This is a genomic window from Confluentibacter flavum, assembly GCF_002843175.1.
Taxonomy (GTDB): Bacteria; Bacteroidota; Bacteroidia; order Flavobacteriales; family Flavobacteriaceae; genus Confluentibacter; species Confluentibacter flavum.
In genome coordinates this window covers 1-22,627 of the sequence record NZ_PJEO01000033.1, presented here as the reverse complement: position 1 = coordinate 22,627, position 22,627 = coordinate 1, and the positions used below count along the sequence as shown (strand labels likewise).

The window sequence follows — 22,627 nt, the reverse complement described above, 5'->3', positions numbered from 1 at the left end:
TTTAAACTGTTTTTTAAATAGAAACTATGATATATATCAGGCACCAGATTTATTAGTAGTCCTTGTTATTGTTAAGATTGCATTTTTGTAATATCATTAACTGCGGTTTCTTCTGAGAGGTTTATTGTTTTTGATAATGGTATTATCAGTGAATTCCTGAAAAATTGAATACTAGTTTTCACCTACGAGTAGTTTTTATATTCACATAAATCCTTTTAAATTAAATCATATAGAATAAAAAATCTCCTAAAAAAGTAAAGCCTTGAAAATATTATAATTTTCAAGGCTTTGTAACCACTTGTTGAAAGTTAATTAAAAGTGACCGGGCTGGGATTCGAACCCAGGACCCTTTCATTAAAAGTGAAATGCTCTACCAACTGAGCTACCAGGTCTAGTCTCTTTAATGAGGGTGCAAATATAAAATGTTTAATTAATAAAACAATGCTTTTTTTGTATAATTTTTTGTTTTTTTGCCTGACGAATATCTATCTTTTTAAGAATCAATTAAAAGCCAAATAATGAATGTAATATTAATTGGGTATATGGCTTCCGGAAAGTCAACTATAGGGAAGATTTTAGCAAATAAATTGAATTATGATTTTATTGATTTAGATGATTATATCGAAAAAAAGGAGCAAACCACTATTGTAAATATTTTTAAATCTAGAGGGGAAATTTATTTTAGAAAGTTGGAAACAGCGTATTTGAAAGCTATTTTAGAGCATAAAAACAATGTGGTTTTATCATTGGGGGGCGGCACACCTTGCTATGGAAACAACATGGATGTTATTTTAAGCGATACTAATTCTAAAAGTATTTACTTAAAAACTAGTATTCCTGCTTTGGTTAGTAGATTAAAAAATGAAAAATCCAAACGCCCTTTATTAGCACATATAGAAACAGATGATTTACTTTCAGAGTTTATAGGTAAACATTTGTTTGAACGCTCTCAATTTTATAATCTGGCCGAAGCAAAAATTACAACCGATAATAAAACGGAATCTGAGATTGTAGAAGAATTGCTTTTAAATTTACTCTAAAAAGGCCTCAAAAGATTTTCCGTCTAAATTTATATGTACATGTTCGTGTAAGGAAGTAGATAAGGAAATGCCTTTAAAATCGGCTTTAACAGGATATTTTTTGTGGTTTCTATTTACCAAAACAGCTGTTTTAAATTGTTTTAATGGGACATTCAAAAAATGTTTTACACCATAAATTAGTGTTGTTCCAGAATTTAAAACATCATCAACCAAAACCAAAGATTTATTTTTATAATCTTCAGGAGATAGTGTCGTTTTAATTTCCAACCATGGATTTTTTTTATCAATGGTTACTTTGCAAAGAATTACATCTATGTCGGATATTTTTTGAAGCACAGCTTTTAATTTTTTTGCAAAGACATAGCCATTACTATCTATACCAGCCAAAACCACTTCCTTTTCATTCACGTTTGATTCATAAATTTGAAACGCAATGCGTCTAATTTTATGATTGATTTCGTCGTGGTTTAGTATAATGTTGTTTTTAACTTCCATGGGTTTTGGTTAAAAAATTAAAGCATAAAATTACTCATTTTTATCTGTTCATTTTATTTTTTTTCAAATCAGACCTAAAACAGACATAGATTAATTTTCTTTGGTATTAAAATTCAATCATCAGATGCTTCATCCTTAAATTCGTCTATGTCCCTTCTGTCTTTTTTGGTTGGCCTTCCCACGCCTTTTTCTCTATAATAATCTTTAGCATATTTTAAGAGTTCTTGTGCTTCAAACTGCTCTTTGGGTGTGTGGTCAATTCTATATATATCTACCAATTTCGCTCCAACTCTGCTTTCAGGGAGGTCATTTACGGTAATTTGATATTTGATTTGATTTAACCTAATCTCAATCTTATCCTGTGCATAAACTTCTCTACTAGGTTTTACAATATCATTGTTTATCCTAATATGTCCCTTTTTGCAAGCGATAGTTGCTAAAGTTCTTGTTTTATAGTACCTAACACACCATAAATACTTATCAATTCGCATATAATAATTATAAAAACTACGTTAATGTTGTTGTACAAGATTATATTAAAATTGTATCTTGCGACCTCAAAAATAAACAATAATGATGCATTTACTATTTAAATTTGTAAATGTTGAATGATTATATATTGTATTGTATGAAATTAGAAAAAAATACCAAAAAATTGCGAATGAATTTAGGAAAAATAGGGTTACTTATTTTATTTTTAGCATTGGGTTTACTGTCTTGTAAAAAAGATGACGATGACGTTACACCTGTAACACCTCCTAGGGATCGAGGTGAACAACAAATAATTGACAATGATTCTTTAATTGGTTATTTAGAAAGCCATTATTATAATTCAGTAGATTTCGAATCAAATCCAAACCCAAGCATATCCGATCTTATTATAACGAAATTAGCTGACGGAGAAGTTGTGCCAGATGGTAGTGAATTGTTAATGACTGCCGTTGAACCAGCCAAAACAGTTAATTTTGCTGACACGGATTATGAATTTTATGTTCTTGTATTAAATGAGGGTGGCGGAGAAGATTCACCTACTTTTGCTGATAACATTGTTGTTACTTATGAAGGTTTTACTTTAGATAATGAAGTATTTGATAGTGCAGTAACACCTGTAACATTAGATTTAACCAATTTAATTTCTGGCTGGAGAAAAGTATTGCCGGATTTTAATACGGCAGAATCTTTTGTTGATAACGATGATGGCACCGTGAATTTTATAAATCACGGAGTAGGCGTCATGTTTTTACCTTCAGGGTTAGCATATTTTTCGAATGCTCAAACTAATCTTTCAGCGTATTCACCAATAGTATTTAAGTTTGAATTGTTTCAAATGTTTCAAAACGATCATGATGGCGATGGTATTCCATCTTATTTAGAAGATTTAACTGATGATGGTGAATTTACGGTTAATTTTGAAAATGCCAATGATCCAGATGATGATGATACCGATGGTGATTTTAATCCTGATTATGCAGATGCAGATGATGATGGTGATGGTGTTTTAACTAAGAATGAAATTGAAGTTGCAACAGTTAATAAACCAACAAGGCAAGAGGTTCTTGACACGTCTTTACAAACCAATCAAGTACTTATAAATAAAATTAAAAAAGAGCAAGATGGTACTTATACAGGAACTATCATAACATTTCCAGATACAGATTCAGATGGTATTCCAGATTATTTAGATGCTAAGTAAAAGTTCTTAAAAATGTATAAATAAAAAAGCTCACTAAAATTAATTTTAGTGAGCTTTTTTATTTATACAAATGCGTTTATAATATCAATGATAAACTTAAAATAAGCTGATTAGGTCTGGTATCTAATCTACTGGTTCCAACACCATTATTACCTATAAAAGTAGCCTCGTTTTCACTAAAACCTCGTTCGTACCTTAAGTCTATTCCGAGTTTATTAATGTTAAGGCCGATACCAAAATTTAGGCCAACGCTGAATTCATTTTCTATATCATCAAAGGTAACACCATTAAATTCAGAATCTAAAATATATTGAAACGAAGGTCCAGCGAAAACACTAAGAGGTCCTAATATATTAATACCAATTAACATAGGTGCATCCAGTTTTTGCATTTCAAAGCTTTCATTATCATAATCACTCTTGGTACTGGTATATACAAGTTCTGGTCTAAAGTATATTTTGTTGCCTATTTTTCCAAATAAACCAACATGATAACCCACGTTTCTGTCCGGATTTTTAGCATTACTTTCTATAGACTCAAAATAATCACCATTGGCATTGTAGTTTAAACCTCCTTTAATACCAAATCCTGTTGCAGTTTGAGCATAGGTAAATGATGATATTGCTACCAAAAATAATGCTAGTAAAATAGTTTTTTTACTAGCATTTAATTTACTTTTTAAATTTTTCATAAGTTTCGTTTTTAATTTGACTTGAGTTTTTTTCTTTTCCAAAAGTATATAGTCCTTAATAGTTATCCGTTATATAATTAATTTAGTTTGTTATATAATTAGATAAATGAATTTTACATACAGTACTATATGTAATTATATACTGATTGAAACTAGATATTGTACTCAATCAAAAACGTTGCCAAACGAATATTATTACTTTCTTTTTATAACTGATAACGATTTTTCAACTATGGCGGCACTATTTAAGCCGTATTTGTCCATAAGTTGCGAAGGTATTCCAGATTCACCAAAAGTATCATTGGTCGCTACAAATTCTTGCGGAGTTGGATTGTTCAATGCCAAAACTCTAGCGACACTTTCACCCAATCCACCAAGATAATTGTGTTCTTCCGCAGTTACAATACATCCTGTTTTTGCTACGGATTTAAGAATAGCTTCTTCATCTAAAGGTTTGATGGTATGAATGTTTATAACTTCAGCAGAAATGCCTTTTTCAAACAATACTTTTGAAGCTTCCAAAGCTTCCCAAACTAAATGTCCGGTAGCCACAATAGTGACATCGGTACCTTCGGTAAGCATAACAGCTTTGCCAATTTCGAATTTTTGGTCTTCTGGTGTGAAAATTGGAACTACAGGTCTTCCAAAACGTAAATAAACGGGACCGTGATAATCTGCAATAGCGATGGTCGCTGCTTTTGTTTGGTTGTAATCACACGTATTGATAACAGTCATACCTGGTAACATTTTCATAAGACCGATATCCTCTAGGATTTGATGCGTTGCACCATCTTCACCCAATGTTAAACCCGCGTGCGATGCACATATTTTTACGTTTTTATCTGAATAGGCTATAGATTGACGAATTTGATCGTACACACGACCTGTTGAAAAATTAGCGAAAGTACCTGTAAATGGTATTTTACCTCCAATAGTTAAACCAGCAGCAATGCCCATCATATTAGCTTCAGCAATACCTATTTGAAAAAAACGCTCAGGGTTTTCTTCAATAAATTTTTCCATTTTTAAAGATCCAACTAAATCGGCGCAAAGAGCTACAACATTAGGGTTCGTTCTTCCAAGTTCAGCTAAGCCAGCTCCAAAACCACTTCTTGTATCTTTTTTTTCTGTATATGTATATGTTTTCATAAGCCTCCCTAATCCCTCCAAAGGAGGGACTTTTTTTAGGTATTATTTAAATTATAGTAATCATTGTTTATAGGTTATCTAAAGATTCCCCCCTTTTGGGGAGGTTAGGAGGGGCTATTAGTAATCTCCTAAAGTTTCAGGGTTTTGTGCTAAACCTTTTGCTAATTGCTCATCATTAGGTGCTTTACCATGCCACGCGTGTGTATGCATCATAAAATCTACACCATTTCCCATCATTGTTTTTAAAAGTACGCAAACAGGTTTGCCCTTTCCTGTGTTAGATTTAGCTTTTGCCATGCCTTTTAAAATAGCTTCAATGTTGTTGCCTTCTTCTATGTCGATCACAACCCAACCAAAAGCTTCAAATTTAGCTTTGATGCTTCCCATAGGTAAAACTTCATCAGTAGCACCATCAATTTGTTGTCCATTTAAATCAATGGTACAAATGATGTTGTCCACCTTTTTCCCAGCAGCATACATAATGGCTTCCCAATTTTGTCCTTCTTGAAGTTCACCATCACCATGCAACGTATAAACCAAATGGTTGTCACGATTCAGTTTTTTGGCTTGAGCCGCACCTAAAGCTACGGACATCCCTTGGCCTAAAGAACCAGAAGCGATTCTTACACCAGGCAAACCTTCGTGAGTGGTTGGGTGGCCTTGTAAGCGAGAATTCAGTAGTCTAAATGTATTTAATTCTTCAACGGGGAAATAGCCTGCTCTTGATATCACACTATAAAAAACAGGCGAGATATGACCGTTAGATAAAAAGAAAAGGTCTTCACCAATACCATCCATATCAAAACCTTCTTTTCTCACCATGATTTCATTATAAAGTGAAACCAAGAATTCTGTACAACCTAATGAACCTCCTGGATGACCAGAGTTTACTTTATGAACCATGCGTAAGATGTCTCTTCTAACTTGAATGGTTAAATCTTCTAAATGTTTAGTGTTTGGCATATCTAATTTGTTAATTTTGCTTGACAAAAATAGGCTATTAAGATAGTTTTACAAAAGATTAATGTTCTATTTTTAAGTAAAGAACGAGTTTAAAAAAAAATTAAAAGGTCTGGGACTGTTTTAAAAAAATTAATGAGTATACTTCTACTTAGTTACTTATACATCAATTGTATCAATGTTATTTGTTTTGATAAATTGTAATTAGCCAACCTAGTTAAATGTGATAAAATCATTTTAAAATTAAAAAAATATGTAGGTTTGCCGACTTATTATTTCTGAATATGATATTTGAATTAAAAGCAAAAGATACACAAAGCAAAGCGAGGGCAGGAGTAATCACAACCGATCATGGTGTCATTGAGACACCTATTTTTATGCCTGTTGGAACCGTTGCCACTGTAAAAGGGGTGCACCAACGCGAACTTAAAAACGATATTAATCCTGATATCATTCTTGGAAATACCTATCATCTATACTTACGTCCACAAACACACGTTATTGAAAAGGCTGGCGGATTGCACAAGTTTATGAATTGGGATAGGAATATTTTAACAGACTCTGGGGGGTATCAAGTGTATTCATTGTCTGCTAACAGGAAAATCAAGGAAGAAGGGGTCAAGTTCAAGTCGCATATAGATGGTAGTTACCATGTTTTTACACCTGAAAATGTGATGGAAATTCAGCGTAGCATTGGGGCGGATATTATTATGGCTTTTGATGAATGTACACCGTACCCGTGCGAATATAATTATGCAAAACGGTCAATGCACATGACGCATAGATGGTTGGATAGATGTATCAATCATTTGGAAAAAGTGCCATTTAAATACGATTACAGTCAGGCTTTTTTTCCCATAGTTCAAGGAAGTACCTATAAAGATTTAAGAATGCAGTCTGCCGAATATATCGCCAATGCAGGAGCGGTTGGGAATGCCATTGGAGGCTTATCCGTTGGAGAACCTGCGGAGGAAATGTATGCTATGACAGAGGTGGTTTGTAATATTTTACCTGAAGATAAACCTCGTTATTTAATGGGTGTTGGTACACCCATTAATATTTTAGAAAATATTGCGTTAGGTATAGATATGTTTGATTGCGTCATGCCCACAAGAAATGCTAGAAATGGGATGTTATTTACGGCTTACGGTACTATAAATATCAAGAATAAGAAGTGGGAGGAAGATTTCTCTCCTATTGATGATATGGGAATAACCTTTGTAGATACCGAATACACAAAAGCCTATTTAAGACATTTATTTATGGTTAATGAATTACTGGGAAAACAAATAGCGACCATTCATAATTTAGGATTTTATTTATGGTTGGTTCGTGAAGCCAGAAAACATATATTAGCAGGAGATTTTAAAATTTGGAAAGACAACATGATAAAGCAAATGGATAATCGCCTTTAAAATGATATAGTTTCTTTTAAAATCAACTTTGTTTAAGCCATAATTGTAAACATAAATAATATGCCTCTCCTTTGGAGAGGTTGGGAGAGAATGAAAATTTTAGATTGGTACATACTCAAGCGTTACCTTTTTACATTTACTGCAATGTTATTGCTGTTCATTCCTATTGGTATTACAGTGCATCTGGCCGAAAAAATAGGAAAGATTTTAGATAACAATGTACCAATAAGTGAAGTGCTTGTTTATTTTTTAAACTTCACTATTTATTTTGCAAATTTATTATTCCCTTTATTTTTATTTTTATCAGTTATATGGTTTACTTCGAAGCTTGCTAATAACACCGAAATCATAGCCTTCTTAAGTTCTGGCGTGTCTTTTTCCCGATTTCTAAGACCTTATATCTATGGGGCTATTATAGCGGCTATTTTAGCTTTGGTATTAGGCTTATACTTAGCGCCTATTGCAAGTAAGGGTTTCAATGAATTTGACTATAAATACTTCAAAACTGGAAGAAGTGATGTTGAAAACTCAAACGTTTTTAGGCAGATAAATGAAAATGAACTTATTTATGTGAGCAGTTTTGATCCTAAAAATAAACAAGGGACTAATTTTATTTTAGAATATTTTGAAGATAATGTTATGACCCATAAAATAACTGCGGACATTATTAAATACAGTGATGAAGATACCTTATATACATTGACTAATTATACCAAGCGTATCATTGGTGATAATCCAGATGAATTAGAAATAGAAAGAAAAAAGGATACCCTGTTTGCTTTTGATGCTGAAGATTTAACACCTGTAATTTATATTGCCGAAATACTGTCTTATAACGATTTATTGAATTTTATTGAAAAAGAAGAATTGAGAGGGTCTTCCAATGTAGGGCGTTATCAATTAGTGCTTTATAGAAAATGGAGCTTACCAGTGTCTGTTTTTATATTAACCATTATTGCTGTGGCAGTGTCGTCTATAAAACGACGGGGCGGTATGGGAATAAACTTAGCCGTGGGTATTTGTATTGCAATGGTTTTTATTTTCTTTGATAAGATTTTTGGCGTCATGGCTGAACAGTCGGATTTTCCAGCAATAATTGCAGCATGGTTCCCTAATGTTATTTTTGGCATCATCGCTTTATTCCTTCTTCATAATGCTAAACGATAGGTTTAAAAATTACCTGCATCTACATTTTTTAGTTTTTATAGCTGGTTTTACCGCTATTTTAGGACAACTTATTTCTATAAATGCTGTGCCTTTGGTTTGGTTTAGAATGTCGATCGCTTCTATCTTAATTTTAATTTATATTAAAGTAGCCAAAATCCATATTAAAATACCTCTTAAATCGATTTTTAAATTATCCATTGCAGGCATTGTGATTGCATTACATTGGATAACTTTTTTTGGAGCCATTGATGCCTCAAACGTATCCATTACATTGGCGGTGTTTTCGTCAGGGACTTTTTTCGCGTCTATATTAGAGCCTATCATTTATAAACGACGCATCATTTGGTACGAAATTTTCTTTGGAATATTCGTCATGCTTGGTGTTTTTGTAATAACCCAAAGTGAAATCAACTATATTAAAGGGATTGTACTTGGTATTTTAGCGGCATTTTTTTCATCATTGTTTGCAGTCCTTAACGGTAGTTTTTTAAAACAACATACAGCAACGGTCATTTCATTTTATGAATTTATTAGTGGCGTTATCTTTATCACATTTTTTATACTACTTTTTGAAGGTGGTTTTTCATTTGAGTTTTTCAATATAAGTACGATTGACTTTTGGTATTTATTCATTTTAGGATCTATTTGTACTGCATATGCATTTATAGCTGCTATTTATGTTATGAGGCATATTAGTCCGTATACAGTGGTTCTTACTTATAATTTGGAGCCTATTTATGGTATTATTATCGCTATTTTACTTTTTCCTGAAAAGGAGAAAATGAGTCCGGCGTTTTACTATGGAGCCTCCATTATTATTGTTACCGTTCTATTAAATGCCGTGTTAAAAAACATGAGAAGGCTAAAAAGAAAAGGTTTTTAGTCAAACAGAATTAAAGTTTTTATATTTTCTTTGATTATGATTACTTTTGTTTATCGGTCAAAGAGATCCTACTATTTTGTATTTTTACTTAAGTTAGAATGAAAAAAATATGTAGGTTTGTAAGCTAATTAAAAATAGAGTCATAAATTTTTATGGAATATTTAGATTTTGAACTTCCCATTAAAGAGTTAGAAGAACAGCTTCAAAAATGTCAAGTAATTGGTAAGGAGAGTGAAGTAGATGTTACAGGAACCTGTTTGCAAATTGAAAAGAAGCTTATTGAGGCAAAAACCAAGATTTATAAAGATCTTACAGCTTGGCAACGTGTTCAACTATCCAGACATCCAGATAGGCCTTATACGTTAGATCATATTCGTGCCATTTGTGGGGAAACGTTTTTGGAACTCCATGGAGACAGAAACTTTAAAGATGACAAAGCCATGATTGGTGGTTTGGGAAAAATTGGAGATCAAAGCTTTATGTTTATAGGGCAACAAAAAGGGTATAACACCAAGACCCGCCAATATAGAAATTTTGGAATGGCAAACCCAGAAGGGTATCGTAAAGCATTACGCTTAATGAAATCTGCTGAAAAATTTGGTATTCCTGTGGTAACGCTGATTGACACACCTGGGGCATATCCTGGTTTAGAGGCTGAAGAACGTGGGCAAGGAGAAGCCATTGCTAGAAATATTTTTGAAATGACACGTTTGAAAGTGCCTATTATTACCGTTATTGTAGGAGAAGGTGCTTCTGGTGGCGCTCTTGGAATAGGTGTTGGCGATGTGGTATTGATGTTAGAAAATACATGGTATTCTGTTATTTCACCAGAGTCTTGTTCATCTATACTTTGGCATAGTTGGGAATACAAAGAACAGGCTGCAGACGCCCTAAAACTGACGTCAACAGATATGAAAAAACAGAAGTTGATTGATGAAATAATAAAAGAACCTTTAGGTGGCGCTCACAGGGATAGAGAAAGAACATTTAAATCTGTTAGCAATGCTATTGTAAAGTATTATGATACTCTTAAAAACTTATCACCAAAAGATTTAGTGAATCAGCGTATGGAAAAATATGCTAATATGGGCGTGTTCAAAGGATAATCCTTTTAAAATCATAGCATAAAAAAATCTGAAGTCTTCGGCTTCAGATTTTTTTATGCTTATCCACAATATTTGTGAGTTGTTAACAGTTCAATTGTTAATGGCTGGTTAACAACGATAATTTAAATAATGTTTAAGAACTCCCATAATTAGTTATTTTCGTTTTATGAAACAACCAGACCAAATTAAATCCTATAAAGTTGATAAAAGTACCCTAATTAGTCTTGAAAAGGGAAAAATACCACCTCAAGCACTTGATTTAGAAGAAGTTGTATTAGGTGCTATGATGATTGATAAAAAAGGTGTTGATGAGGTTATTGATATTTTAAGTCCAGATGCGTTCTACAAAGAAGCCCACCAGCATATATTTCAGGCCATTTATCAGTTATTCGAAAATAGTGAGCCAGTAGACTTATTAACCGTTTCAACACAACTTAAAAAAAACTCAAAATTAGAGTTGGCTGGAGGAGATTTTTATCTTATTTCATTAACCCAAAAAGTGTCATCTTCTGCCCATATTGAGTTTCATGCGCGTATCATTTTACAGAAATATATTCAACGTAGTTTGATTAAAATTTCCAGTGAAATTATTGAAGATGCGTATGATGAAACCAAGGATGTTTTTGATTTATTGGATAATGCCGAATCCAAACTTTACGAAGTTACGCAAGGAAATATTAAAAAATCTAGTGAAACAGCGCAAGATTTAGTTATTCAGGCGAAGAAAAAAATTGAAGAAATCTCCAATAAGGAAGGTTTAAGTGGCATTCCAACAGGATTTACCAAACTGGATAAATTAACGTCTGGTTGGCAACCATCCGATTTAATTATTGTGGCAGCACGTCCTGGTATGGGTAAAACGGCGTTAACCTTGTCTATGGCAAGAAATATTGCGGTAGATTTAAATATTCCAGTAGCATTTTTCTCTTTAGAAATGGCGTCTGTGCAATTAATTACACGTTTAATTTCGAGTGAAACAGGTCTGTCTTCAGAAAAATTAAGAACAGGTAAACTTGAAAAACACGAGTGGGAACAACTTAACGTAAAAGTGAAAGGTCTTGAAAAAGCCCCTTTGTTTATTGACGATACACCATCATTGTCTATTTTCGACTTAAGAGCAAAAGCACGCCGTTTATCATCACAACATGGTATCAAACTCATCATGATTGATTATTTACAATTAATGACAGGTGGCAGTAACCATGGCGGAAACCGTGAGCAAGAAATCTCTATGATTTCTAGAAACTTGAAGGCACTAGCAAAAGAATTAAATGTACCTGTTATTGCATTATCGCAATTATCACGTGCTGTTGAAACCCGTGGAGGAAGTAAAAGACCATTACTTTCGGATTTACGTGAGTCTGGTGCCATTGAACAAGATGCCGATATTGTAAGCTTTATTTATAGGCCCGAATATTATAAAATTGATGAATGGGATGATGAAGAGCGTTCGCCAACCGAAGGGCAAGCGGAATTTATTGTGGCAAAACACCGTAATGGAGGTTTAGAAAACATTCGTTTAAAATTTATTGGGCATTTAGGAAAGTTTGATAATCTAGATAATTTTGATTCGCCTTTCGAATTTCATTCTAAAATGAATGCGGCAGCCAACGATGATACTTTTAAATCTGATAATTTCAAGGCAAGTCCGGGCCAAGCTTTTGGTAGTTCCTTTAATGAGGACGATGATAGTGATGTGCCGTTTTAGCAATAAAACTTAATATTTCCCTAAAGCATTTTAAGCCAATATAATTTTTCATTACCTTTCGGTCTATGAAGAAAACCCTATCTATCATATTATTTTTATTCTTTTCCATACATACGTTCGCTTCGTATGTGTTAATTCCTATGGATACAGATAGTCAAAAAAATCATTTAAAAGCATATGGCATTACTTATTGGGTGCTTAATAAAGAACTAAAGGTAAAGTGGCTACTTAATTATAGGGGCGGTTCATTTTTATTGCCAGATACTCCAGAAATTCAAAGAGAATGTCAAATTAGAGGCGTGTCATTTGAAGTGTTTTCAGATTCTAAAACCGAAAGTATTTTAGAAGACATCAGTAGTCCAAGTCAAAATATGGAAGCCGTGGTTTTAGAAAAAGCACCAAGAATAGCTGTTTATACACCTAACGGAAAACAACCTTGGGATGATGCCGTAACGATGGTTTTGCAATATGCCGAGATTCCTTATGAAACTGTATATGATGAAGAGGTATTGAATGATGGGCTTTTGGCATTTGATTGGTTGCATTTACACCATGAGGATTTTACAGGGCAATATGGCAAATTTTATGGGGCATATAGAGCCACTTCTTGGTATATTGAAGAGAAAAAAGTGGCTGAAGCGTTAGCTGAAAAATTGGGGTACAGCAAAGTATCGGAAGAGAAATTGGCAGTAGCTTTGAAAATCAGGGATTACGTAATTGGTGGCGGCTTTATGTTTGCCATGTGTAGTGCTGCCGATAGCTTTGATATTGCTTTGGCTGCTGAAGGATTGGATATTTGCGAACCTATGTTTGATGGCGATGGTAGCGATCCAGGATATCAAAACAAAATAGATTATAACAGAACCTTTGCATTTACCAATTTTACCTTAGAGCAAAATCCAATGATTTATGAGTTTTCCTCCATTGATATGACTCAAAAAAGAATGATTACGGCCACGAGCGATTATTTTTCTCTAATGGAATTTTCTGCAAAATGGGATCCCATTCCAACCATGTTATGTCAAAATCATACTGCTTTGGTAAAGGGTTTTATGGGACAAACAACTTCTTTTACTAGAGACGAAATAAAATCGAATGTACTGGTAATGGGTGAGAGCAAAATTAATAGCGAGGCAAAATATATTCACGGTATAAAAGGCAAAGGTTTTTTTACGTTTTATGGTGGACATGACCCAGAAGATTATCAGCATAGGGTAGGAGATGCTAAAACAGAACTAGATTTACATCCTACGTCTCCTGGGTATAGACTTATATTAAACAATGTATTGTTTCCTGCGGCAAGAAAAAAGAAACAAAAAACCTAATTTAATTTTCAACAATAATGCTTTTATCAAAAGTGTAAATGTAACCATCGGCAGCAGGGCCAGTTGAAGTTTTATTTTGGTCGATAATTAATTGGTTACCGTTTGAGGTAATGGCTATGCTTCCAAATTCATTGGGCCCTATACTAATATAGTCATCATTGCCAGTACTATTATCATCAATAGAATAAGTATACGTTCCAGAATTCAAACCATCTTCAATAGCAGCATTGCTATTATTATTAGAAACAGTCAAAGTGGAAGTTGCGTCCTTAAATTCCCATACAATGACACCAGAATTAAAATCGTTATCAACGCCAGCGACGCCTCCACTAACATTTTTTAAATGCCAAAGCACTCTTATTACTTGAGGCTCACTATTGTCGACATCACCAAGGGAACAATTTGTTAAAGTTAAAAAACTAATGCAAGCAATTATTAAATAATATTTCATATGTAAATGTTTAATTGTTTATTAAAAGGTCATATGTTATCGCCTTATTTTCATTGGTGTGTTTCAACAAACTTATTATTAAGGGCGATTTCATGTTGTTTTTGTTTAGATTTTATTATACTTGTTTTTTATATAGATGTAATAAAGTTAAAAGGTTGCGTCTTTATAACTTTAAAAATATAGATTCTATTATAATAAGAAAATGAAATTTTAAATTTTGTTCTAAATATTAATCGATGAAGTTTTATCAAAAACAACTAAAATTAAAACCATATCCTAGAGGATTTCATTTAGTTACCAACGATATTATTGAGGCAATACCTGAAATAAAGGATATAAGTATAGGGCAGCTGCAAGTGTTTATTAAACATACATCTGCCAGTTTAACTATTAATGAAAATGCCGATTATACCGTAAGAGATGATTTTGAAAGGCATTTTAATGTGATGGTTCCAGAAAACGCATCCTATTATGTGCATACTTATGAAGGAAGTGATGATATGCCTGCTCATATTAAAGCGTCTTTACTAGGGGCTTCTTTACAAATACCAATTACCAATGGTAAATTAAATTTAGGTATTTGGCAAGGTATTTATTTGTGCGAACATAGAAATAATGCCAGTGGAAGGCAATTGGTACTCACAGCTTTTGGTAACTGATTATATTTGTTTAGCTTCTATTAATTTTTCTAAAATAAGTTCAACACCAAAGTCATTGTTGCTTTTGGTGTTGTAATTGGCAATTTCTTTTACATTCTCGTGTGCGTTTTCCATTGCAAAGCTATAAGTGGCAAGTTTCAGCATTTCAATATCATTATTATAGTCACCAAAAACCAAGGTTTCTTTAGGTGATATATTATAAGTTTTTTGAAGCAGTTCAATGGCATGTCCCTTATTAGCCAAATCATCTGAAAGGTCCACCCAATGTTTACCTGAAATTTTTACTTTATAGTCGGGTTCTAAATGTTTAAAATGTGGATAGATGTATTTTTCAGAATCTAAGTCGTGGTATAATGCAATTTTTATGATGTCCTCTTCAATTTCCTCAATACTATTAACAACCGTAAAGTTTGAATAATATTCTGTTAATAATTTGATATATCCATTCGAAGCACTTTTAAAATAGGCCTTTAACTTGGTGCAAAAAACAGGATGAATGTGATTATTGGAGTTTATTAATGATTCAACTTGAGATAAATGTTCTTTTTTTATTGGGGTAGATAATAAGAGTTCTTCTTGTTTAATTACAATACCACCGTTTTCAGCAACTATGATAATGTCATCCTTAATTGAATTTAATTTTTCTGTGATGCTATAATAGGGCCTTCCGCTTGCCGCTACAAAAAGAATATTGTGCTTTTTTAATTCTTTAAATAATTCAAAGAACAAGCTGCTAACTTCGTGGTTGGAATTTAATAATGTGCCGTCCATATCCGACACGACTAATTTAATTCCAGATAAATTCATAAAATATAGAAAAAGGCATTAATTAAAAGTGCAAAGGTAAAGATTATTGTCCAGTTTACTTTTGTCATAATATTAACTTTGTGAAAATTTCTAATAAAAAAATCCGGTTCATTTTGAACCGGATTTCTAATTTTAATTTTTTAATTTTTATTATTCTTCACCGTACTGAAAGTAAGTAGCCCAGTTATTTCCAGGGAAGTCACAACCATCAGCCCAAGCAGTTTCTTCACATTCTCCACCACAAGGAATAGGAATAGTAATCATAACAGGCTGAGTACTTGAGAATTCTTCTGTTGGTAGTATTGCTATACCCAATAATTCTCCGCATACAGGTTCAAAATCCAAATGTTGCAATGCCATGGTAACAATTTCCTCTCCTTTTGCTTTGGCCCATGTTCCTAAACAGCAATATGAAATCGTGTTATCAAGTTCCAATAACTCCCATATAGCCCATTGAATTTCTCCATAAGTATAGCCTTGGGATATAAAGTCTTGGTTTACAATCCAATTTACAGCTCCAAGATTTCCAGGTTTTCCAAATACATCAGGTAAATTGTCACCATACATTGAGTAGGCATTGGCATCAAAACAAACTCCATTGTTAAGAGATTTATAAAGGTCTATACACCATGCATTATAATCACCGGCTAAAAAACTATCACCACCAATGGAAATGTCAAAATAGCTATCAGCATCTCCCTTATCTGTTACACAAATTGGGATAGTGATTGGGAGTGACTCAATATCAGCTGTGAATTCCGCATTCGATTTACATTTTACAACAGCATGAGCGGCAATATAGGTGCCTTCTGATACAGGTACCATGTAAGAAGCACTTGAAGCACAATCCAGAGATTCGCCATACTCAAAATGCCCATTTTTAGGATTTCCTGAATTAGTATGAGGAAAATCATTAGGAGTTAATCCAACAGATAAATGCGTTTCAGTTAAACACCACCCGGCGTCGGTAATGTTGTAAGTAATCGTGTAATTTATTCCGTCACTCTCAACGGTTACATTTCCAACCAGCGTATTTTGCCCCGCCAGTAAATCTACTTGGGTTGATGTAGTGGAACATTCATCCCATACTAATGTTGCTGCAGCTTTGTCATTGCCCTTTTTGGCAGCACTGTCTGAAGTAATTAAGTTTTCATCGGTTAATGATTCAGTTTGGCAACTCAAGGCTCCAAGAAGAATGCAAACACCAAATAAAACAGTGTGAATTTTGGTAAGTTTCATAATTAAATGTTTTATAAATTGATTAATTAATATTTGCTTTGCTATTAACCTTTGATCCGAGATGAATCTAAAATTATAAATAAAGATTAGTAAATAATTAATTATTAGATTATTGTCATATAAAACCGATGATCATACTTACAGAATATAAGTTGCTTTTAAATTATAATAAATGTTAAATATTTTTTTGGATGAAATTTAAGAATATCTTTAGAGGGATAAAGCAGCCTTATTTTTTAAATGAAATTTTCAATTTTAATTCCAGATGGAGAAGTTCCTATTTTACCTAGTGTGATAAATTGTTTATCACAAGTAAAGGACATTAAGATTTTTGTGATTTCAAATAAGAAGAGATATCCTATGAGGTATTCTCGACATATTCACAATTTTGCGTATTACCCTCAAACTGATGTTGAACTTGAATGGATTGACAATATAAATGAAGAATTAAAAAAGCATGATATTGATCTTGTTATGCCCATTTTTGAAAATGGAATTAAGATTATTGCAAAGTATAGAAACCAAATTTCATTCAAAGATAAACTTTGCATATTACCCTCTTTAGATAACTTTAAGTTGGCTAATAATAAAGGGTTGTTGTTGTATTTTTTAGAGAAACACAATTTGCCTCATCCAAGAGGATTTGTAGCTAAGTTTGGAGACATACCCAAAGTTGAATCATTGAAGTATCCGGTTTTGGTTAAGCCAGCAAGTGGTCTTGGTGGTGGTACAGGAATTTGTTCCTTTGACAATCAAAGTAGTTTAGAGGCTTATTTTATAAATAGTAAATTTGATCATGACATTATTGTTCAAGAGCGTTTAGAAGGGTATGATATTGGTTGCAGTGTTTTATGCAAAGATGGCGTCATTTTGGCTCATACCATACAAAAAGCAACATTAAAGGACAATAATCCCTTTGCTCCATTAACCGGATTGATTTTTGTTGAAAACAAAGATTTATATTTAACTATTGAAAGGTTAATGAAATTACTCAATTGGTCAGGTATTGCCCATGTGGATTTACTATTTGATAAAAAGGAAGAAAAGTTTAAAATTCTTGAAGTCAATACAAGATTTTGGACTTCACTAGATGCATCGATGATTGCGGGAGTTAATTTTCCTTATTTATATATTTTAGCAAGTTTAGGGATTGATTTTAAAAAACCTAATTATGAATATTTGGAGTATTTAAATATAAAAGGGCTTTTAAAAACGTTACAGTTAAACAAAAAATTCATTTTTGAGACTGATTTTATATTAAACAACACGCCTATAAAATTCGCAATAAAGGATCCTATACCATTTTTACTAAAGTATATTCTTTTTTCCAAGAATATGATAGCTTCCAAATTGAAAAAAAATTAAATATGTCTTTTAGATAAAAGCTTCATTTAAGTAAATAAAAAAAATCCGATTCAATTAAGAACCGGATTTTTATTAAGCGAATAATATGTTTTACAATAGGCGAAACGCCTTATTTTATTTTCTCTACTACAGCTTTAAAAGCCTCTGGGTTATTCATAGCTAAATCTGCTAGAACCTTACGGTTTAACTCAATGTCATTAGCTTTTAATTTCCCCATAAATTGAGAATACGATAATCCGTAAGTTCTGGCTCCAGCGTTAATACGCGTAATCCATAAAGCACGGAATGATCTCTTTTTGTTTCTACGGTCTCTATACGAGTATAACATCGCTTTATCAACCGCATTTTTTGCTACTGTCCAAACGTTTTTGCGACGTCCGAAAAAGCCTTTTGCTTGTTTAAGAACCTTTTTTCTTCTGGCTCTTTTTGCTACAGAATTTACTGATCTTGGCATAATTTTTAATTGTTTTTTTTGTAGTAGGCGGTCAATTTAGTTGTTAATCATTGGTTATTGGTTTTTAGTCTAACTATAACTAAGTGTAGATTTGAAAACTTTCAACTTTCAACTTTCAACTTTTAACTCTTTTTTTGCCTAACTCCAGGGTTTATAATTTATTTAACCGGTTAAAATAATATTACTTTAAACGTAACATCAATTTAACATTGCTCTCGTCTGCCTTATGTACTAAAGTATCATGAGTCAGGGCAAGTTTACGCTTTTTAGACTTCTTTGTTAAGATGTGACTTTTAAAAGCGTGCTTTCTTTTAATCTTACCAGTGCCAGTTAGTTTAAAACGTTTTTTGGCACTAGATTTTGTTTTCATTTTAGGCATCTTGTTCTCCTAGTTTTAATTATTTCGCTTAATTACTTTAGTGCTGAACTTGTTTCAGCATCTTATCTTTACTAAATCTGTTGCCCTTAACAAAGTCGAAGGGTTGTTTCAGTTTCTTTCTTTATTTTTTTGGAGCTAAAAACATGGTCATACGTTTACCTTCTAATTTAGGCATCTGTTCAACCTTTCCAAACTCTTCTAAATCTTGTGCAAGTTTTAATAATAATATTTGTCCTTGCTCTTTAAATATGATAGAACGCCCTTTAAAGAATACAAATGCTTTTAATTTAGCACCTTCTTTTAAGAACTTCTCGGCATGTTTCTTTTTAAATTCGTAATCATGGTCATCTGTTTGAGGGCCAAAACGAATTTCTTTAATAATAACTTTTGTAGCCTTAGCTTTTATGACTTTATCTCGTTTCTTTTGTTCGTAAAGAAACTTTTTATAATCCATAACCTTACATACAGGAGGATCGGCGTTAGGTGAAATCTCAACAAGATCCAATCCTTGCTCGTCTGCTATTTTTAAAGCATCTCGGGTGGAATAAACCCCTATCTCTACATTCTCACCAACTAAACGAACGTTTGGCGATGTAATTTTAGAATTAATCTTGTGCTTGTCCTCTTGTGAAGCCCTTGAATTGGGCTGACTTCTTCTTCTAATTGCTATGGCTTTATCTTTTTAAGTTAAACTTATTTAAAATTGTTTTAATGTTTTGCTTATTTCGGTTTCAATAATTTTAGAAAATGCTTCAATCGAAATCATTCCTAAATCTTCTCCACCATGCTTACGCACTGTTATTTTGTTTTGTTCTTGCTCTTGTTCTCCAATAATCAACATGAAAGGGTACTTTTGCATCTCGGCTTCCCGAATTTTCTTACCTATAGTTTCATTCCTATTATCAACAAGGGCGCGAATTTCGTCATTTTCTAGCAAATTTAAAACTTTTTCAGAGTATTTTTCATATTTCTCGCTAAGAGATAATATGACAACCTGTTTTGGCATGAGCCAAATAGGGAAATTACCGCCTGTATGTTCCAGCAATAACGCCACAAAACGCTCCATACTTCCAAAAGGGGCTCTGTGAATCATCACGGGTCGGTGTAATTCGTTATCACTACCCTTGTAAGTTAGATCAAATCGTTCAGGGAGATTATAATCTACCTGAATGGTACCCAGTTGCCAACGTCTTCCTAAAGCGTCTTTAACCATAAAATCTAACTTAGGACCGTAAAAAGCGGCTTCACCCTCTACAATAACAAAGTTCAGACCTTTATCTGTTGCGGCGTTAATAATAGCTTGTTCGGCTTTCTCCCAGTTTTTTACGTCTCCTATATATTTATCTGGATTTTCAGGATCTCTTACCGAAACTTGGGCAGTAAAATTCTCAAACCCTAAGGAACCAAATACATAAAGAACTAAATCAATAACATCTTTAAACTCTTTATCTAGTTGATCTGGAGTGCAAAATAAATGCGCATCATCTTGTGTAAACCCTCTAACACGGGTTAATCCATGTAATTCGCCACTTTGTTCATACCTATATACGGTACCAAATTCGGCGTAACGTTTTGGTAGATCTTTATACGACCATTGACTGCTGTTGTAAATCTCACAGTGGTGAGGACAGTTCATAGGTTTTAATAAAAATTCTTCATCTTCTTTAGGCGTACGTATGGGCTGAAAACTATCTGCGCCATATTTAGCATAATGTCCAGATGTAATATAAAGTTCTTTTTGTCCAATGTGCGGTGTTACCACCATTTCGTAACCTGCTTTCTTTTGTGCTTTCTTTAAAAAATTCTCTAACCGTTCTCTTAAAGCAGCACCTTTAGGCAACCATAAAGGCAGCCCTTGTCCAACTTTCTTAGAAAAAGTAAAAAGCTCAAGTTCTTTTCCTAATTTTCTGTGGTCACGTTTTTTGGCTTCTTCTAAAAAGTTTAAATATTCGGTCAGGTCTTTTTGTTTTGGAAAAGAAATAGCGTAAACCCTTGTAAGTTGTTTATTCTTTTCATCGCCTCTCCAATAAGCGCCAGCAACCGATAAAATTTTTGCAGCTTTTATGATGTCTGTGTTAGGGATATGTCCTCCACGGCATAAATCGGTAAACGTAGCGTGGTCGCAAAAAGTAATCGTGCCGTCTTCAAGGTTTTCAATAAGCTCCGTTTTAAACTCATTACCTTTATATATAGATAACGCTTCTGCTTTTGAAACAGAACGCATTTTAAAATCATGCTTGCCACGGGAAATCTCTATCATTTTATCCTCTATAGCCTTGAAATCTTTATCAGATATGGAATGATCCCCAAAATCTACATCATAATAAAACCCATTTTCAATAGCGGGGCCAATAGTAAGTTTAACCCCAGGGTACAATTCTTCAATAGCTTGTGCCATGACGTGTGCGGAGGAGTGCCAAAACGCTTTTTTGCCTTCATCATTATTCCATGTATATAAAACCAATGAGCCATCCGTAGTTAAAGGTGTAGCCGTTTCAATAGTAGTACCATTAAAGCTGGCCGAAATGACATTTCTGGCAAATCCTTCACTAATGCTTTTAGCAACATCCATGGGAGTAACATTTTGTTGAAACTCCTTTACACTTCCATCGGGCAATGTTATATGTATCATTAAAATAAATTAAATTCAGTGTGCAAAGATAGTAGTATAAACAAATACACACAATATATATATAGGTATTATTATTTAGGATTTTTTTCGTGGCGTTACAGCACTTTGGGAGCTGTCGGGCTGTCCATTATATCTTTTGCCCTATAGGCAAAAGGATGCCATTGCCATCCCTAACGCTAGTTTCAGGTAAACTTTTAGGCTTTATGTCAAAATGTTTATAAACTGTTTAAGTTTTGTTTATTGATGCTTTTTTGAATTATTTTTGGGTCAGATGAGGCGGATTTTTTTCTAATAGCAGAGCTATTAGAAAAAAAATCAACGAAATATGGGTAAAAAAGAAACAAAAAATGGCTTTTAGATAAAATTTAAACAGTTTCTAAGTTGATTTTTAAGTAATGTATGGAAGGTTTTTTTGTTTAATTTAAGTTAGCTTCCTTGTTTTTGATGCTTTTTTTGGTCAAAATAATAGAGACATCAATTAAGATTTGATCTCTTTCAAGAAGGGTTTTTATGAATTTCAAATAAAATTAATCATGTAATCATTTGATAATAAAACCATTAAAACCTCCTCAAAAAAACTTCAAAAAAAGGTTCAAAAAAGTTTGTTAGGAATGTGAAAAGGGTCGTATGTTTGCAGCCGCTAAAAAAGGGAAGCCTTTGGGGCGACGTTCGGCAGGAGACTGTAAGGTTTTAAAGAAAAAGGGATCAAAAAACTTTTTTCAAAAAACATTCAAAAAGTATTGCGGGAAAGGAAAAAGGGTTTTATATTTGCACCCGCTTAGCAAGGAGACGAGCTGGGGGAAGAAAAAAAGAAGTTCATAGACATATTGAATTGACAGCGTAAGATCGAGCCGGAAACGGCGAAGATCGACAAAGAGAATAGATTATTTTGAGTATTGGAATTCCGATTGGTTGTTAAGAACATTGGCGCGATGAGCGCCTAAAAATTAACGATGAAGAGTTTGATCCTGGCTCAGGATGAACGCTAGCGGCAGGCCTAACACATGCA

22 protein-coding genes and 1 tRNA gene are annotated in these 22,627 nt (G+C 33.2%); 10 read left to right on the top strand and 13 right to left on the bottom strand.

Going from position 1 to position 22,627, the window contains the following annotated elements; genetic code table 11:
* Nucleotides 1-319: 319 nt before the first annotated feature.
* Nucleotides 320-392: transfer RNA gene (locus tag CSW08_RS09540), tRNA-Lys, on the bottom strand.
* 126 nt (nucleotides 393-518) lie between these two features.
* Here CSW08_RS09540 and CSW08_RS09535 point away from each other — a divergent pair.
* Nucleotides 519-1,040 (top strand): shikimate kinase, encoded by a 522-nt coding sequence (locus CSW08_RS09535; protein ID WP_106659660.1) that lies wholly within the window; start codon nucleotides 519-521, stop codon nucleotides 1,038-1,040.
* Here the strand turns inward: CSW08_RS09535 and CSW08_RS09530 are convergent.
* Both CSW08_RS09530 and CSW08_RS09525 read right to left on the bottom strand, forming a co-directional pair.
* Nucleotides 1,032-1,535 carry a phosphoribosyltransferase domain-containing protein gene (locus CSW08_RS09530; protein ID WP_106659659.1) on the bottom strand — a complete coding sequence of 168 codons (504 nt, stop codon included), beginning with the start codon at nucleotides 1,533-1,535 and terminating at the stop codon, nucleotides 1,032-1,034. The genes CSW08_RS09535 and CSW08_RS09530 overlap by 9 nt on opposite strands.
* A 113-nt stretch (nucleotides 1,536-1,648) precedes the next feature.
* A complete protein-coding gene (locus tag CSW08_RS09525) occupies nucleotides 1,649-2,026 on the bottom strand; it encodes an RNA-binding S4 domain-containing protein (protein ID WP_106659658.1) in 378 nt (125 codons plus the stop codon).
* A 137-nt stretch (nucleotides 2,027-2,163) separates the two neighbouring features.
* On the opposite strand from CSW08_RS09525, the gene CSW08_RS09520 reads away from it, so the two are divergent.
* Nucleotides 2,164-3,228, top strand: coding sequence for an FKBP-type peptidyl-prolyl cis-trans isomerase (locus tag CSW08_RS09520; protein WP_106659657.1), 1,065 nt, complete (start codon nucleotides 2,164-2,166; stop codon nucleotides 3,226-3,228).
* A gap of 76 nt (nucleotides 3,229-3,304) precedes the next feature.
* Here the strand turns inward: CSW08_RS09520 and CSW08_RS09515 are convergent, their stop codons facing one another.
* From CSW08_RS09515 to CSW08_RS09505, 3 genes are all read right to left on the bottom strand, one after another.
* Complete coding sequence (locus tag CSW08_RS09515; RefSeq protein WP_106659702.1) at nucleotides 3,305-3,919, bottom strand: porin family protein; 615 nt, start codon at nucleotides 3,917-3,919, stop codon at nucleotides 3,305-3,307.
* Between the two features lie 195 nt (nucleotides 3,920-4,114).
* The gene (locus tag CSW08_RS09510; protein WP_106659656.1) at nucleotides 4,115-5,068 is read right to left on the bottom strand and encodes a transketolase family protein; all 954 of its coding nucleotides are present in this window, start codon (nucleotides 5,066-5,068) and stop codon (nucleotides 4,115-4,117) included.
* 117 nt (nucleotides 5,069-5,185) lie between these two features.
* Entirely contained in the window at nucleotides 5,186-6,031 is an 846-nt protein-coding gene (locus tag CSW08_RS09505) for a transketolase (protein WP_106659701.1), read from the bottom strand.
* A 281-nt stretch (nucleotides 6,032-6,312) separates the two neighbouring features.
* On the opposite strand from CSW08_RS09505, the gene tgt reads away from it, so the two are divergent.
* The 6 genes from tgt (at nucleotide 6,313) to CSW08_RS09475 (ending at nucleotide 13,632) form a co-directional block, all read left to right on the top strand.
* Nucleotides 6,313-7,443: a tRNA guanosine(34) transglycosylase Tgt gene (tgt, locus tag CSW08_RS09500; protein WP_106659655.1), complete on the top strand. Its 1,131-nt coding sequence runs from the start codon at nucleotides 6,313-6,315 to the stop codon at nucleotides 7,441-7,443.
* Between the two features lie 90 nt (nucleotides 7,444-7,533).
* Nucleotides 7,534-8,610, top strand: coding sequence for an LptF/LptG family permease (locus CSW08_RS09495; RefSeq protein ID WP_106659654.1), 1,077 nt, complete (start codon nucleotides 7,534-7,536; stop codon nucleotides 8,608-8,610).
* Entirely contained in the window at nucleotides 8,597-9,493 is an 897-nt protein-coding gene (locus tag CSW08_RS09490; protein WP_106659653.1) for a DMT family transporter, read from the top strand. The genes CSW08_RS09495 and CSW08_RS09490 overlap by 14 nt, the downstream gene beginning before the upstream one ends.
* 152 nt (nucleotides 9,494-9,645) lie before the next feature.
* A complete protein-coding gene (locus CSW08_RS09485; protein ID WP_106659652.1) occupies nucleotides 9,646-10,599 on the top strand; it encodes an acetyl-CoA carboxylase carboxyltransferase subunit alpha in 954 nt (317 codons plus the stop codon).
* A gap of 166 nt (nucleotides 10,600-10,765) precedes the next feature.
* Nucleotides 10,766-12,307 (top strand): replicative DNA helicase, encoded by a 1,542-nt coding sequence (gene dnaB / locus CSW08_RS09480; RefSeq protein ID WP_106659651.1) that lies wholly within the window; start codon nucleotides 10,766-10,768, stop codon nucleotides 12,305-12,307.
* A gap of 140 nt (nucleotides 12,308-12,447) precedes the next feature.
* Nucleotides 12,448-13,632 (top strand): asparagine synthetase B, encoded by a 1,185-nt coding sequence (locus tag CSW08_RS09475; protein ID WP_106659650.1) that lies wholly within the window; start codon nucleotides 12,448-12,450, stop codon nucleotides 13,630-13,632.
* A 1-nt stretch (nucleotide 13,633) separates the two neighbouring features.
* Here the strand turns inward: CSW08_RS09475 and CSW08_RS09470 are convergent, their stop codons facing one another.
* Nucleotides 13,634-14,083, bottom strand: coding sequence for a hypothetical protein (locus tag CSW08_RS09470; RefSeq protein ID WP_106659649.1), 450 nt, complete (start codon nucleotides 14,081-14,083; stop codon nucleotides 13,634-13,636).
* 236 nt (nucleotides 14,084-14,319) lie between these two features.
* Here CSW08_RS09470 and CSW08_RS09465 point away from each other — a divergent pair, with 236 nt between their 5' ends.
* Nucleotides 14,320-14,742, top strand: a complete 423-nt coding sequence (locus tag CSW08_RS09465) for a secondary thiamine-phosphate synthase enzyme YjbQ (protein WP_106659648.1) — start codon at nucleotides 14,320-14,322, stop codon at nucleotides 14,740-14,742.
* Here the strand turns inward: CSW08_RS09465 and CSW08_RS09460 are convergent, their stop codons facing one another.
* Both CSW08_RS09460 and CSW08_RS09455 read right to left on the bottom strand, forming a co-directional pair.
* Nucleotides 14,743-15,549 carry an HAD family hydrolase gene (locus CSW08_RS09460; RefSeq protein ID WP_106659647.1) on the bottom strand — a complete coding sequence of 269 codons (807 nt, stop codon included), beginning with the start codon at nucleotides 15,547-15,549 and terminating at the stop codon, nucleotides 14,743-14,745.
* A gap of 150 nt (nucleotides 15,550-15,699) precedes the next feature.
* Nucleotides 15,700-16,788, bottom strand: a complete 1,089-nt coding sequence (locus CSW08_RS09455) for a hypothetical protein (protein ID WP_106659646.1) — start codon at nucleotides 16,786-16,788, stop codon at nucleotides 15,700-15,702.
* Nucleotides 16,789-17,028: 240 nt separating this feature from the next.
* On the opposite strand from CSW08_RS09455, the gene CSW08_RS09450 reads away from it, so the two are divergent.
* Entirely contained in the window at nucleotides 17,029-18,153 is a 1,125-nt protein-coding gene (locus tag CSW08_RS09450; protein ID WP_106659645.1) for an ATP-grasp domain-containing protein, read from the top strand.
* A gap of 109 nt (nucleotides 18,154-18,262) precedes the next feature.
* Here CSW08_RS09450 and rplT read toward each other — a convergent pair whose 3' ends face one another.
* The 4 genes from rplT to thrS form a co-directional block, all read right to left on the bottom strand.
* Nucleotides 18,263-18,607, bottom strand: a complete 345-nt coding sequence (rplT, locus tag CSW08_RS09445) for a 50S ribosomal protein L20 (protein WP_106659644.1) — start codon at nucleotides 18,605-18,607, stop codon at nucleotides 18,263-18,265.
* A 181-nt stretch (nucleotides 18,608-18,788) separates the two neighbouring features.
* A complete protein-coding gene (gene rpmI / locus CSW08_RS09440; RefSeq protein WP_100609850.1) occupies nucleotides 18,789-18,986 on the bottom strand; it encodes a 50S ribosomal protein L35 in 198 nt (65 codons plus the stop codon).
* Nucleotides 18,987-19,107: 121 nt separating this feature from the next.
* On the bottom strand, nucleotides 19,108-19,656 hold the full coding sequence (gene infC / locus CSW08_RS09435) for a translation initiation factor IF-3 (protein WP_203226873.1): 549 nt from the start codon (nucleotides 19,654-19,656) through the stop codon (nucleotides 19,108-19,110).
* Nucleotides 19,657-19,683: 27 nt separating this feature from the next.
* A complete protein-coding gene (gene thrS, locus CSW08_RS09430; RefSeq protein ID WP_106659642.1) occupies nucleotides 19,684-21,618 on the bottom strand; it encodes a threonine--tRNA ligase in 1,935 nt (644 codons plus the stop codon).
* Between the last annotated feature and the right edge of the window lie 1,009 nt (nucleotides 21,619-22,627).

Coding starts and splice junctions, on each gene's coding strand:
- CSW08_RS09535 (WP_106659660.1), top strand. CDS start 519: ATGAATGTAATATTAATTGGGTATATGGCTTCCGGAAAGTCAACTATA.
- CSW08_RS09530 (WP_106659659.1), bottom strand. CDS start 1,535: ATGGAAGTTAAAAACAACATTATACTAAACCACGACGAAATCAATCAT.
- CSW08_RS09525 (WP_106659658.1), bottom strand. CDS start 2,026: ATGCGAATTGATAAGTATTTATGGTGTGTTAGGTACTATAAAACAAGA.
- CSW08_RS09520 (WP_106659657.1), top strand. CDS start 2,164: ATGAAATTAGAAAAAAATACCAAAAAATTGCGAATGAATTTAGGAAAA.
- CSW08_RS09515 (WP_106659702.1), bottom strand. CDS start 3,919: ATGAAAAATTTAAAAAGTAAATTAAATGCTAGTAAAAAAACTATTTTA.
- CSW08_RS09510 (WP_106659656.1), bottom strand. CDS start 5,068: ATGAAAACATATACATATACAGAAAAAAAAGATACAAGAAGTGGTTTT.
- CSW08_RS09505 (WP_106659701.1), bottom strand. CDS start 6,031: ATGCCAAACACTAAACATTTAGAAGATTTAACCATTCAAGTTAGAAGA.
- tgt (WP_106659655.1), top strand. CDS start 6,313: ATGATATTTGAATTAAAAGCAAAAGATACACAAAGCAAAGCGAGGGCA.
- CSW08_RS09495 (WP_106659654.1), top strand. CDS start 7,534: ATGAAAATTTTAGATTGGTACATACTCAAGCGTTACCTTTTTACATTT.
- CSW08_RS09490 (WP_106659653.1), top strand. CDS start 8,597: ATGCTAAACGATAGGTTTAAAAATTACCTGCATCTACATTTTTTAGTT.
- CSW08_RS09485 (WP_106659652.1), top strand. CDS start 9,646: ATGGAATATTTAGATTTTGAACTTCCCATTAAAGAGTTAGAAGAACAG.
- dnaB (WP_106659651.1), top strand. CDS start 10,766: ATGAAACAACCAGACCAAATTAAATCCTATAAAGTTGATAAAAGTACC.
- CSW08_RS09475 (WP_106659650.1), top strand. CDS start 12,448: ATGGATACAGATAGTCAAAAAAATCATTTAAAAGCATATGGCATTACT.
- CSW08_RS09470 (WP_106659649.1), bottom strand. CDS start 14,083: ATGAAATATTATTTAATAATTGCTTGCATTAGTTTTTTAACTTTAACA.
- CSW08_RS09465 (WP_106659648.1), top strand. CDS start 14,320: ATGAAGTTTTATCAAAAACAACTAAAATTAAAACCATATCCTAGAGGA.
- CSW08_RS09460 (WP_106659647.1), bottom strand. CDS start 15,549: ATGAATTTATCTGGAATTAAATTAGTCGTGTCGGATATGGACGGCACA.
- CSW08_RS09455 (WP_106659646.1), bottom strand. CDS start 16,788: ATGAAACTTACCAAAATTCACACTGTTTTATTTGGTGTTTGCATTCTT.
- CSW08_RS09450 (WP_106659645.1), top strand. CDS start 17,029: ATGAAATTTTCAATTTTAATTCCAGATGGAGAAGTTCCTATTTTACCT.
- rplT (WP_106659644.1), bottom strand. CDS start 18,607: ATGCCAAGATCAGTAAATTCTGTAGCAAAAAGAGCCAGAAGAAAAAAG.
- rpmI (WP_100609850.1), bottom strand. CDS start 18,986: ATGCCTAAAATGAAAACAAAATCTAGTGCCAAAAAACGTTTTAAACTA.
- thrS (WP_106659642.1), bottom strand. CDS start 21,618: ATGATACATATAACATTGCCCGATGGAAGTGTAAAGGAGTTTCAACAA.